The organism is Flavobacterium glycogeni, from assembly GCF_048286775.1.
In the GTDB taxonomy this organism is placed as follows: Bacteria; Bacteroidota; Bacteroidia; order Flavobacteriales; family Flavobacteriaceae; genus Flavobacterium.
Map to the genome: position 1 here is coordinate 267,999 of NZ_JBLVPV010000002.1, position 12,523 is coordinate 280,521.

Annotated in this window: 12 protein-coding genes; 5 read left to right on the forward strand and 7 right to left on the reverse strand. The window is 35.7% G+C overall.

The annotated features are described in order from the left end of the window. Positions 1 to 71: 71 nt before the first annotated feature. Both ACNQGX_RS02685 and ACNQGX_RS02690 read right to left on the reverse strand, forming a co-directional pair. On the reverse strand, positions 72 to 1,520 hold the full coding sequence (locus tag ACNQGX_RS02685) for a glyceraldehyde-3-phosphate dehydrogenase (RefSeq protein WP_417973774.1): 1,449 nt from the start codon (positions 1,518 to 1,520) through the stop codon (positions 72 to 74). A gap of 161 nt (positions 1,521 to 1,681) precedes the next feature. Continuing rightward, the gene (locus tag ACNQGX_RS02690; protein WP_417973776.1) at positions 1,682 to 3,082 is read right to left on the reverse strand and encodes a trypsin-like peptidase domain-containing protein; all 1,401 of its coding nucleotides are present in this window, start codon (positions 3,080 to 3,082) and stop codon (positions 1,682 to 1,684) included. Between the two features lie 137 nt (positions 3,083 to 3,219). Here ACNQGX_RS02690 and dapF point away from each other — a divergent pair, with 137 nt between their 5' ends. The 5 genes from dapF to ACNQGX_RS02715 all read left to right on the forward strand — a co-directional run bounded on the left by dapF (position 3,220) and on the right by ACNQGX_RS02715 (position 7,420). Beyond that, on the forward strand, positions 3,220 to 4,002 hold the full coding sequence (dapF, locus tag ACNQGX_RS02695; protein WP_417973778.1) for a diaminopimelate epimerase: 783 nt from the start codon (positions 3,220 to 3,222) through the stop codon (positions 4,000 to 4,002). 88 nt (positions 4,003 to 4,090) lie between these two features. Beyond that, on the forward strand, positions 4,091 to 4,624 hold the full coding sequence (locus ACNQGX_RS02700; protein ID WP_417973780.1) for a GNAT family N-acetyltransferase: 534 nt from the start codon (positions 4,091 to 4,093) through the stop codon (positions 4,622 to 4,624). Between the two features lie 93 nt (positions 4,625 to 4,717). Further along, entirely contained in the window at positions 4,718 to 5,758 is a 1,041-nt protein-coding gene (gene mltG / locus ACNQGX_RS02705) for an endolytic transglycosylase MltG (protein WP_131992218.1), read from the forward strand. A gap of 2 nt (positions 5,759 to 5,760) precedes the next feature. Beyond that, positions 5,761 to 6,675 (forward strand): DUF2279 domain-containing protein, encoded by a 915-nt coding sequence (locus tag ACNQGX_RS02710; protein WP_417973782.1) that lies wholly within the window; start codon positions 5,761 to 5,763, stop codon positions 6,673 to 6,675. A gap of 97 nt (positions 6,676 to 6,772) precedes the next feature. Further along, positions 6,773 to 7,420 carry a peptidoglycan-binding protein LysM gene (locus ACNQGX_RS02715; RefSeq protein ID WP_131917134.1) on the forward strand — a complete coding sequence of 216 codons (648 nt, stop codon included), beginning with the start codon at positions 6,773 to 6,775 and terminating at the stop codon, positions 7,418 to 7,420. A 66-nt stretch (positions 7,421 to 7,486) separates the two neighbouring features. On the opposite strand, the gene ACNQGX_RS02720 is transcribed toward ACNQGX_RS02715, so the two are convergent. The 5 genes from ACNQGX_RS02720 to ACNQGX_RS02740 all read right to left on the reverse strand — a co-directional run bounded on the left by ACNQGX_RS02720 (position 7,487) and on the right by ACNQGX_RS02740 (position 12,480). Further along, positions 7,487 to 8,005, reverse strand: coding sequence for a hypothetical protein (locus ACNQGX_RS02720; protein WP_417973784.1), 519 nt, complete (start codon positions 8,003 to 8,005; stop codon positions 7,487 to 7,489). Positions 8,006 to 8,346: 341 nt separating this feature from the next. Then, the gene (gene scpA, locus ACNQGX_RS02725) at positions 8,347 to 10,485 is read right to left on the reverse strand and encodes a methylmalonyl-CoA mutase (protein ID WP_417973786.1); all 2,139 of its coding nucleotides are present in this window, start codon (positions 10,483 to 10,485) and stop codon (positions 8,347 to 8,349) included. A gap of 37 nt (positions 10,486 to 10,522) precedes the next feature. After that, entirely contained in the window at positions 10,523 to 10,819 is a 297-nt protein-coding gene (locus ACNQGX_RS02730) for a type II toxin-antitoxin system RelE/ParE family toxin (protein WP_131917119.1), read from the reverse strand. Continuing rightward, entirely contained in the window at positions 10,809 to 11,042 is a 234-nt protein-coding gene (locus tag ACNQGX_RS02735; protein ID WP_417973788.1) for a hypothetical protein, read from the reverse strand. Before ACNQGX_RS02735 ends, ACNQGX_RS02730 begins: the two co-directional genes overlap by 11 nt. Before the next feature lie 73 nt (positions 11,043 to 11,115). Further along, positions 11,116 to 12,480, reverse strand: coding sequence for a methylmalonyl-CoA mutase subunit beta (locus ACNQGX_RS02740; protein ID WP_417973790.1), 1,365 nt, complete (start codon positions 12,478 to 12,480; stop codon positions 11,116 to 11,118). Positions 12,481 to 12,523 lie beyond the last annotated feature (43 nt).

The window sequence follows — 12,523 nt, forward strand, 5'->3', positions numbered from 1 at the left end:
TTTTCAATCTAAATCTAAAAACTAAAAAACTAAAAATTACAACCCGCAACCCACAACCTGTAAACGATATGCTAGTAATACGTAAAACGTCTTACTTTGGCAATGTATTTTGCTAATCGGATTACCTGGTGGCTGTATCCGTATTCGTTATCGTACCAAATGTATAACACGATATTTTTTCCGTCGGCAGAAACGATTGTGGCGTTACTGTCATAAATTGCAGGAGCTGATGTTCCCACGATATCCGAAGAAACCAATTCGTTATTCAAAGAATATTTGATTTGTTCTACCAATTCGCCTTCCAATGCATATTTTTTCATGATGGCATTGATTTCTAAAAGCGATGTTTCTCTGGAGACTTCAAGATTCAAGACTACCAATGAACCGTTAGGAACCGGTACCCGAATCGCATTTGATGTTAATTTTCCGGCAAGGCTTGGCAATGCTTTTGCAACAGCACTTCCGGCACCCGTTTCGGTAATGACCATATTCAAAGCAGCGGCTCTTCCACGACGGTATTTTTTGTGCATATTATCCACAAGATTCTGGTCGTTCGTATAGGCATGGATCGTTTCTAAATGTCCTTTTACAACTCCTAATGTGTCTTCAACAGCTTTCAATATTGGCGTAATTGCATTGGTAGTACACGACGCAGCCGAAAAAATGTTGATTTCGTCAGGATTGTATTCGTTTTGGTTTACGCCATGAACAATATTTGGAACTCCTTTTCCCGGAGCGGTAAGCAATACTTTATCCGCACCTTTAGAAACTAAATGTCTACTTAACGCTTCGTGTGTAGTAAAAGCGCCTGTGTTGTCAATTACCAACGCATTGTCGATTCCAAAATGAGTATAATCAATTTCTTCTGGTCCGTTGGCAGTAATGACGTGAACGGTTGTTCCGTTGATAATCAAAGCATTGTTTTCAGGGTCGGCAGTTACCGAGCCTTGAAAATCGCCGTGAATAGAATCGTATCGTAATAAGGACGCTCTTTTTTCAAGAGTAGTGGCGTCATTTTTATCACGTGTCACGATAGCGCGCAATCGCAATTGACTTCCTTTTCCTGTTTTGGACATTAATTCTCTAGCCAATAAGCGACCAATTCGACCAAAACCATACAGCACAACATCTTTCGGTTGGATTTCCTCAGAGTCTTTTGCGTATTTTAATTTATCAATAACAAAATATTTGGCGTCAGGGTATTTTTCATCTTCCAAACGATATTCGTAAGTCAGTTTGCCAATGTCGAGTTTAGAAGGCGGTAAATCCAATTCTAAAACAGCTCTGGCTATTTCTACAGAATCAAATACCGAAATAGGTTTGCTCACAAATTCTCCCGCATATTCATGTAGGTTGATGATGTCGCTTACATTTCTATCAATTAATTGATTTCTAAATAAGACCATTTCTATGGATTTATCATACCATAAATCGCTGATGATTTTAATCAATTCTACTCCTGCACGTCGCCTGTCGGCTTGAAAAGTAACTTCCTTTTCGTATAAAGTTGTGGTTGCCATGTTGAAAATTTAATGAAAATAAGTGATTGTATTTTTTACAAATTTTGCGCAAAAGTACCCATTTCAATCGATTTCGTAATACATTTTATGAATTATTTATAAAATAAAAAAGCCACCTTGTTTTTTCAAGATGGCTTTGGTTTTTTTAAAATTCGAATACCTTAGAGGATCACTCGGATTACCTCTCCGTTTTTATTAATCATTTCGATGCGTACCGTCTGGTTTTCCTCTTTTTTACTTAAAAGTTTAGAAACCGTTTCCACATCCGTAGCTTTTACATTGTCAATACTCAAGATAATATTTCCTATTAATTCCGCTTCGTATTGTTTCAAGTTTTCGCTGGTGATTGATTTAATTTTTACACCATAATCAATTTTGAATTTCTTTTTGTCAGCGGCCTCGATGTTTTCTAATTCGATGCCTTTAAATTCAGCATTGAAAAACTCATTTTTGCTCAAGATAACAGGAACCACTCTGGTTTTTCCATCTCTGATATAGGTAACCTGTATTTTGTCATTGGGTCTTTTCGTATTGATGTATCTGGAAAGATCAGCAAAAGTCGTCACACTTTGTTCGTCTAATTTGATGATGACATCGCCTTTTCCAAGTCCTGATTTTTCGGCACCGGAATTTTTGGTTACTTTATTAATGTAGAATCCTTGCGTTTGTGTTATTCCTAATTCTTTGGAAGTAATACTATTTAATTCGCCTCCTTCAACACCAAGAATTCCTCTTTGCACATTGCCAAATTCCATAAGATCTTCAATGATTTTTCGGGCAATATTTGAAGGAACCGCAAACGAATAGCCTACATAAGAACCCGTCATGGAGGAAATCATCGTGTTGATTCCTATCAGTTCACCACGCGTGTTGACTAAGGCGCCACCACTGTTTCCCGGGTTTACCGCAGCATCTGTTTGTATGAAAGACTGGATTCCGCTAGTGTCTAAATCTCTGGCTTTCGCCGAAACAATTCCGGCGGTTACCGTGGAAGTTAAATTATACGGATTTCCGACTGCCAAAACCCATTCGCCAATTTTCACCGAATCAGAATTGGCAAAAACGGTATATGGTAATTTCTCCTCTGCGTCAATTTTCAATAAGGCAATATCCATTTTAGAATCGGTTCCAATGAGTTTTGCCACATATGATTTTTTATTGTTTAGGGTAATTTCAATTTCTGATGCACCTTTGATTACGTGATTATTGGTCACAATATAACCGTCTTCAGAAATGATTACTCCGGAACCCGTTCCTACTTGCTCCTGGGATTGTCCTCCTTTATATCCATAAAAATATTCTAAAATGGGATTCGTAATGATTCTGCGGGAAACGTTTTTTACGTGCACAACCGTATGGATGGTTTTTTCTGCAGCCTCAGTAAAATCAAGTACATCCGATGATAATCCTACTTTCTTTCCGTAAGAATCGGATGCCGTTGTGACTCCTGAATTTTTATCATTAGAAAAATATCCATTGGTGTCAAATAATAATTTGTATGAACCCAGTGTTACTACTCCGCTCAACAGGGAAACCAAAAAAAGTGTTGAAAATTTTTTCATAATTAAATTCGTTTTTTTAGATATTTACTCGTAAAAATAAAACTAAATTAGCTTCGTAAAATGCAGTTTAACGCTCTTTAACAATGATTAACATTTCATTAATAGTTCGTACTTTTGTATAACTCAATTCAATTAAAATGCAACTAGAATTTTATAAATACCAAGGAACAGGAAATGATTTTGTCATGATTGATAATCGTTCATATTTTTTTCCAAAAGAGAATACTCAACTCATCGCGCATTTATGCGACAGACGTTTTGGAATAGGAGGCGATGGTCTTATTTTACTGGAAAATGACACGACTACTGATTTCAAAATGGTCTATTACAACTCTGATGGAAACCAAAGTTCCATGTGTGGTAACGGTGGAAGATGTTTAGTGGCTTTCGCCAAAAAGCTGAACGTAATCCAAAATGATACTACTTTTATTGCGACAGATGGTTTGCATCACGCAACAATTGGGGACGACGGATTGGTTTCACTACAAATGATTGATGTTGCTGAGGTAAAAGTAAGTTCAGATCATGTGTTTCTAAATACAGGTTCGCCACATCATGTACAATTGGTTGACGATTTAGAAAATTACAATATAAAGGAAAACGGAGCAGCTATTCGCTACGGAGATTTGTATGGAAAAGCAGGAAGCAACATCAATTTTGTAAAACAAATTGACGACACCACTTTTTCGTTAAGAACCTATGAAAGAGGTGTAGAAGATGAAACGCTTTCATGTGGAACAGGAGCGACAGCAGTTGCTATTGCGATGAATGTTTTAGGAAAAACGGATGCTTCGGCAATAGATTTGAATGTAGAAGGCGGAAAATTAGTCGTTTCTTTTGATAAAAAAGAAGGGCAGTTTACCCATGTTTTTCTGAAAGGACCTGCGGAATTTGTATTTAAAGGAGCAATTGAGATTTAAAAAATAATCACTCTGAAACTTGAGGAGTCAATTTGGCGTCTCAAGCCTTTAACCCCTAACCTATAACTTCTAACCCCTAACTTCCAAAATGAAAACATTAAAAGGCGAAAACATCTATATTCGTGCATTAGAACCCAATGATTTGGAGTTTGTTTATGCCATAGAAAACGACCAGAGCATTTGGGAAGTCAGTAATACGCATACGCCTTACAGCCGGTTTTTAGTCAAACAATATTTAGAAAATGCCCATCAGGATATTTATGAAGCCAAGCAATTGCGATTGGCTATTTGTCAAGATAAGGATTTTCCAGCCTTGGGTTTAATTGATTTATTTGATTTTGATCCAAAGAATAATAGGGCAGGAGTAGGTATCGTTATCCAAGACAACGAAAACCGAAAACAGAATATTGGTTCAGAAGCTTTGGGGTTATTAATCGAATATGCTTTTTGTAATCTTAATTTGCATCAATTATATGCAAATATAGGAACCGAAAATGAAGCTAGTAAAGCTCTTTTTACTAAATTTGGATTCGAAATGATAGGCGTAAAAAAAGATTGGACCTTTGTGAACGGCATTTATAAAGACGAAGCTATTTTTCAATTAATCAATACTAAATTTTAAATTTTTTAGTTTTGAATCAGTATCGTTTCAAAATCAAATAAATAGGAAGAATGATCGTGTCATGATTCCATGAAAAAAAAAATAATACCACCTATGAATATTAAGAAAATCATCACCATTGCTTCTGTTGTTTTAATATCAATATTAATGATTTATGGATTAATACTATTGAAACAGATTTTTTCTGCGAACACAAAATTTACGGATAAAGAAGTTTATATCTACGTTCCAACCGATTCTAAATACGAAGATGTCAAGAAGATAATCGCGCCGTACATAGAGAATATGGATCGTTTTGAAATGGTGGCAAATAAAAGAGGCTATTCTGATAATGTAATTCCGGGTCGTTTTCTATTCACAAAAGGAATGAACAGTTATGAATTGGTAAAAACCTTGAGACTTAATTCGCCTGTGAAATTGGCTTTCAATAATCAGGAGCGTGTGGAGAATTTGGCTGGACGTGTAGGTTCTCAAATAGAAGCCGACAGTTTATCATTATTAACTTCGTTTAAAGATTCTATTTTCCTGAAAGAAAACGGGTTCAATGAAGAAAATGTTTTGGTAATGTTTATTCCTAATACGTATGAGATTTATTGGAACACTACGGCTGAAAAGTTCCGCGATAAAATGATCAAAGAATACCGTAATTTTTGGAATAAAGAAAGAGTTGCCAAAGCGCAAAAACAAGGGTTAAGTCCAATTGAAGCAACGATTCTGGCTTCAATTGTACACAAAGAATCCGTTAAAAAAGACGAGAGACCTAGAATTGCAGGTGTGTATTTGAATCGTTTAAGAGCGGAAATGCCATTGCAAGCTGATCCAACAGTTATTTTTGCGATGAAAAAGAAATCGAATGATTTTGACCAAGTTATCAAAAGGGTTTTTTACAATGATTTGACGATGAGTCATCCCTACAATACGTATATGAACGTTGGACTTCCTCCGGGGCCTATCGCCATGCCTGATATTACAGCATTAGAAGCTGTTTTAGATCCTGAGAAAAATAATTTCATTTACTTCTGCGCCAGTGTGGAGCGTTTTGGATACCACGAGTTTGCAGCTACATTAGAGGAACACAATAAAAACGCCAAAAAATATTCGGATTGGATCAACAGTCAAGGCGTAAAAAGATAGTTTTGGGATTTAAAGTATTCCTTATATTTTTACTCTTTGTCGGATTTCAAATTGGCCATTCACAAAATACAGCGGATAGTTTCTTTAAATCCTCCGATTCTTTACACCTAAAAAGGCAAAATACAGTTATCATTTCTGAAGCTGTTTTGGCTACGGGGACTTTAATAGGTTTAAACCAAGTTTGGTACGCCGATTATCCCAAATCTGATTTTCATTTTATAAATGATAATTCAGAGTGGCTTCAAATGGATAAAGCCGGTCATGTATTTTCTTCGTATCATTTGGGTCGGTTTGGTGCCGAAATGCTACAATGGAGTGGTGCCAATACAAAAAATAAAATGCTGTATGGAGCGGGCTTAGGCTTTGCGTTTTTAACTGCAGTTGAGGTTTTAGATGGATATTCCTCTGAATGGGGCGCTTCATTAGGAGATGTTGTTGCTAATGCTTCCGGGACAGCTTTATATGTTTCACAAGAATTAATATGGAAGGAACAGCGTATTACCCCTAAATTTTCTTTTCATACTACAAAATATGCCGGCTACAGACCAGAGGTTTTAGGAAGTTCATTTACAGAGCAAATTCTAAAAGACTATAATGGACAAACATATTGGCTTTCGGTCAATTTACATTCTTTTGCTAACGGCTCAAAAATACCAAAATGGCTCAACTTGGCTTTGGGTTATGGGGCTGATGGTATGATAACTGGAAATAAAGAAGATACTCCCCCCGTTTTAACTTCGAATCCACAAAGATTCAGACAATTTTACCTGAGTTTGGATGTCGATTTGACAAAAATTAAGACCAAATCCCATTTTTTAAAAACCGTTTTTTCCGTTCTTAATACCGTTAAAATTCCTGCGCCGACAATCGAATTTGTGCGCTTTAACGATATAAAATACCACTTAATCTATTTTTAGAAAAGTTTAACTTGCTGATTATCAGTATAATTATTTTTATCGTATCTTTGCGCATAGAAATTTCTTAACGGGACAGCGTTTTGAAGAAAAACAATTTATGATAAAGAAGTGGTATTTTTACACTAGTCTGACTGTAATTACAGTTTTTTTAAGCTCAGGTTTTAAACCGTTTAACTTAGAAACCAGCCCTTGGTTTCTTATCAATGAAGAAGAGGGAACACACTACTTATTTCCTTCTGAAAAGCAAGAAGATTACATCAATCTGAACATCCCTTTTACTGGAAATTTTTTCGTTGGCTTTAAGGAAGCAATCGGATACAGAGAATCTGAAAGTAAATATAAAAAAATCAATTCTTTAGGATATTTAGGTAAATACCAATTTGGTATTGAGACCTTAAAGTCTGTTGGGGTTCGGAATAGTTCTACTTTTTTAAATAGCCCTGAATTACAGGAAAAAGCATTTATTGCACTTTTGGCTAAAAATAAATGGGAGTTGAAAAAGGAAATTGAAAAATACGAAGGAACAATACTCAACGGAATTCATGTTACTGAATCTGGGATTTTAGCTGCTGCTCATCTTGGCGGTGCAGGATCAGTAAAAAAGTACTTTAAAAATAAGGGTAAGCGTTATTTTAGAGATGCTTACGGAACTTCCATAAGAACTTATATGAAGCTATTTGGCGGTTACGATACTTCATCTATTGTTGCTGACGGCAATGCAAACGTAAAAAATATACAGATTTAATAGTTAATAAAACAAAAAAGGCTGTCTGAATTATTTTTGGCAGCCTTTTTTTTATTCTAAATCGAATTATTTCGCTTTAAGAATTTCCCCATTGGGACGCACCACTAATTTTATGGTTTCCTTATCTTTTTTGATTTTTATGTTATATTGTTTTTTGATTATATCCCCTTCTTCCTGTGAATAAAGAAAGCTGTCATTTACAATTGACCAACCGGGATATGTTCTGTAAATAGAATAGATAACCTCACTGGGAAGTCTTACATTTTTGAATTCTTCCACAACGCGTATTAATTTTCCGTTTTCATTATAAGTAGCGGTCAAAGAACCGTTTTTCACTTCCATTACCACAAGGTATTCTTCAAACCCTTCAGCATCTTTACCTAAATCATATGCGATAAATTTTTCTTCTACAACTCTCACCCTTTGGTCAGGATTATTATCAGGTATATAAACAGAAAAATCTGTTCCAACTCTTTTAATAACCACACCGGGTAATTCTTCGATTTTAATTTTACCTTTTTCAGTTACTTGGGAATATGATGCTATAGTAGTACATAAGAAAAGTAAAATAATAAGAGATTTCATGACATTTAGTTTTAAATTAATAAATGAGTTTCTATTATTCCAATAAACAAATAAATCATAAGGCATGTTGTTTTTGCTTCCCCTTTTATTTAGATTTAAATGCTTATGTATCAATGTTTTATAATTTATATTTTTAAAAAATAAATAAATATGCTTATGTAAATTTAGCTTTTTAATTTAGTTTTTAGCGTTAATGTATACCATAAGTTATGTTAATAAAATCAATTAAATTGCCTCTTTTTTAATAGGAATAGTATATTTTTAATCTGTAAAATAAAACAAAAAAGCACCAATCTTTTGATTAGTGCTTTAGATAGAATTGACAATTCTGTTGTTCTTTTTTATTCGAAACTGTCCATTAAAATTTCTAATATTTTAATGGCAGCTTCACTGATTTTTGTTCCAGGTCCAAATACGGCAACCGCACCGGCATCAAATAAAAACTGGTAATCTTGTGCAGGAATAACTCCGCCTACAACCACCATAATATCTTCCCGACCGTATTTTTTTAGCGCTGAAATTACTTGCGGGACAAGGGTTTTGTGTCCTGCCGCAAGAGAGGAAACCCCCAGAATATGAACGTCGTTTTCTACTGCTTGTTTGGCAGCTTCGGCTGGGGTTTGAAAAAGTGGACCAATGTCTACATCAAAACCTACATCAGCATAACCGGTAGCCACAACTTTTGCCCCACGATCGTGCCCGTCTTGTCCCATTTTGGCAATCATTATTCGAGGGCGACGTCCTTCTTGTTTAGCAAATTCATCTGCTAATTGTTTTGCTTTTTCAAAACTTTTGTCGTCTTTTATTTCTTTACTATACACACCGCTAAAGGATTTAATTTGTGCTTTGTATCTTCCAAAAACCGCTTCCAGTGCATCACTGATTTCTCCTAATGTTGTTCGGTTTCTAGCAGCCTCAACGGCAATTTCCAGTAAATTGCCTTCTCCTGTTTGCGCACAAAGGGTTAGTTTTTTTAGTGAATTTTGTACTTTTTCTGTATCTCGGGTCGCTTTGATTCGGTCTAATTGTTCCAATTGTTGCTTGCGAACCATTTGGTTATCCACATCCAGAATCTGTAAAGGATCTTCTTTGTCTAATCGGTATTGATTTACGCCCACAATAATATCCTGACCGCTGTCAATCCTGGCTTGTTTTCTGGCCGCCGCTTCCTCGATGCGCAATTTTGGAATTCCAGATTCAATGGCTTTGGTCATTCCGCCCAGTTCTTCCACTTCTTCAATAAGCTTCCAAGCATTTTCGGCAATTTCATTCGTCAAGCTTTCTACGTAATAGCTGCCTGCCCAGGGATCTACTGTTTTAGTGATTTTAGTTTCTTCTTGTAAATAAAGCTGTGTGTTTCTGGCAATTCTTGCCGAGAAATCCGTTGGTAAAGCTATGGCTTCATCCAAAGCATTGGTATGTAAAGATTGTGTTCCTCCAAAAGCGGCTGCGGCTGCTTCAATACAGGTTCTGGCTACATTGTTAAAAGGATCCTGCTCTGTTAAACTCCAACCCGAAGTTTGACAATGGGTTCGTAATGCTAAAGATTTATCGTCTTTTGGTTCGAATTGTTTCACCAATTTCGCCCATATCATTCTACCGGCACGCATTTTGGCAATTTCCATAAAATGGTTCATTCCAATCGCCCAGAAAAAAGATAATCTTGGAGCAAACTCATCAATTTTCATTCCGGTTGCTAATCCTGTTCTAATGTATTCCAATCCATCAGCCAGAGTGTAAGCCAATTCAATATCAGCAGTGGCTCCCGCTTCTTGCATGTGATATCCAGAAATAGAAATCGAGTTGAATTTGGGCATTTTTTTGCTGGTAAATTCAAAAATATCAGCAATGATTTTCATCGAAGGGGTTGGCGGATAAATATACGTATTACGCACCATGAATTCTTTCAGAATGTCATTTTGTATCGTCCCGGAAAGTAACTCAGGTTTTACGCCTTGTTCTTCGGCGGCAACAATATAGAAAGCCATAATAGGCAAAACAGCGCCATTCATCGTCATGGAAACTGACATTTCATCCAACGGAATCTGGTCGAATAATACTTTCATGTCTTCCACGGAGTCAATAGCAACTCCCGCTTTTCCGACATCGCCTACCACACGTTCATGATCGGAATCATAGCCGCGATGTGTCGGTAAATCAAAAGCGATGGAAAGTCCTTTTTGACCCGCAGCCAGGTTTCTTCTGTAAAAAGCATTGCTTTCTTCGGCAGTCGAAAATCCTGCATATTGACGCACAGTCCAAGGTCGGCGGACGTACATCGTAGCGTAAGGTCCACGTAAATTTGGTGCAAAACCAGCTCCAAAATCAAGATGCTTGAGATCATCAATATCTTGTTCCGAATACGTTGGTTTTAGTTCGATTCCCTCTGCGGTGAGAAATGCATCAGCCAAAGAATTTTCATTCTCCACTTTCAACGGTGTACTTTCTAATTTTATATGTTGTAAATCTTTTCTTTTCATTTGTTTTATCACAAAGATTATAGGTTTTTTGAAATTTTTAATTCCTTTCAATCCATATTTCAGTATTTCTAGATGTATGAAAAATAGCTTTAATTACAATTTTGTTATTGTAACTATTGAAATGAATTAAGTATGGAAAATTTTCAATCAAAGCCACTCTGGTATTGTCATATCTTATTTGAAACAGTAGCGGATTTAACTTAATTATTTTTAAACTTTCTCTAAAAGACTTGGTGAACCTCTCTCCTAGTTTAGGCTGAATGCTTTTGTACCAATCCAAAGTTGTTTTGAAATCAAGTTTAGCTTCCTCTACAATTACAATTTTATATTTCACCGTCAATTTCTTTTAGAAAATCATCAATGTCTTGAGCTGAAGAAGGATTTTTAAGATATTTCTCCGTTCTTTCTCTAACTTGGTCCATTTGCCATTGAGGGATTTCCACATTATTCGATTTAGGAAGAATAATCACTTCTACTTCATCAGCATTAAAATCATCGGGCAGTGTGATATTTATTTTGTGATTTTTCACCTTAACGATTTGTCTTATGGCTTCCATTATTTTGTTTTTTTAGTAAAGTAAATATACTCTTTTCCAATGGTATTAAAATCAAATAACAAAGTCTGACTGACTATTCAAGATCCAATCGTTCCTGTTCTATTTTTTCTGCCAGACGTTTTTCGATTATTGGTGTAATCAATGTTTTTCTTGGTTTGACTTTTACAAAAGGGAACAGCTCTAAATCATGTTTCATCTTATCCTGTTTGTTGGGATGTTTGTTTGTTCCCAATAAAATTTCTTTCCCAGTATCAAATAATTCCTGAGCTGTATCTGCACTTTCCTGAATTTTTCTTTTGATGATTCCATCATTAAGTTGTTTCAGGAAACCGCCATTAGCCTCAATATCTTTGAATAAAGCCAATGCTTTTTCAGCTAATTGATTGGTAAGATTTTCTATATAATAACTGCCGTCAGCCGGATTATTAACTTTGTCAAAGTAACTTTCATTTTTGAGAATCAACAATTGATTTCTCGCGATTCGATCCCCAAATTCATTGTCTTTATGATACAACGCATCGTAAGGTAAATTAGCAATAGCATCAGCTCCGCCAATAATCGCACTCATACATTCAGTTGTGGTACGCAACATGTTTACATTATAATCGTATAAGGTTTTGTTTCTTTTTGTAGGCGAAACGATGATGTTACAATCTAAGTTGTGGTTGTATTCTTTGGCAATCACATTAAAAAGTAATCGCAACGCGCGTAGTTTTGCAATTTCAAAAAAGTAATTTGTCCCAACGGCAACTTCAAAAACAATAGGTTTATTTATAGCTTCAATTCTATTAAAATATTCATTGGCCTGTCCTAAACTATAGGCAATTTGCTGCACCATGTTGGCACCGGCATTTTGATACAATGCAGCATTGATACTTATTAACGATACAGATGTTGTTGTTGCCGAAAGTAAATTCAGGGTGTCAAAATTGCTTTTTTCTTTGGTTGCAAACCAGTTTCCGTCTTTGGCTAATTGCCCAATCGGATCCAGATTACAGAAAATGGTAGTGTTGTTTTTCTTTGCAAAAGCATCAATTTTTTTGACGAAATCGATTGAGATAAAACTCAAATGAAAGTAAACGGTAACTTTTTCTAAAGGTAATTTCTCCAATAGATTGGTAACATCAATCGATTCGTTTTCTATTGTAAAACGAAGGCTGTCAGCACCGCGACTCAAGGAATCTAATGCTCTTTCGATTGATTTATCAATATCGTAAACAAATATGTTTTGGCAAATTCTGAAATTTGTCGCTTTTGTAGTTACCGAAAAAACTTTTGAGAACTCATCTTTGTGATAAAAAGGTTTCACCTGGATGTCTTCGGGAGAATTCCAAACTAAGGTTTCATTATAATCAGCTCCATTGAGTTCAAACTGAATTTTTTGTTTCCATTGTTTGGAGGAAATGGGATTGAAATCATCGAAAAGATTTGTTGTCATTTTGTTTATGGTTTTCCTAATCCCAGCCTTCTCCAAAGAAGAA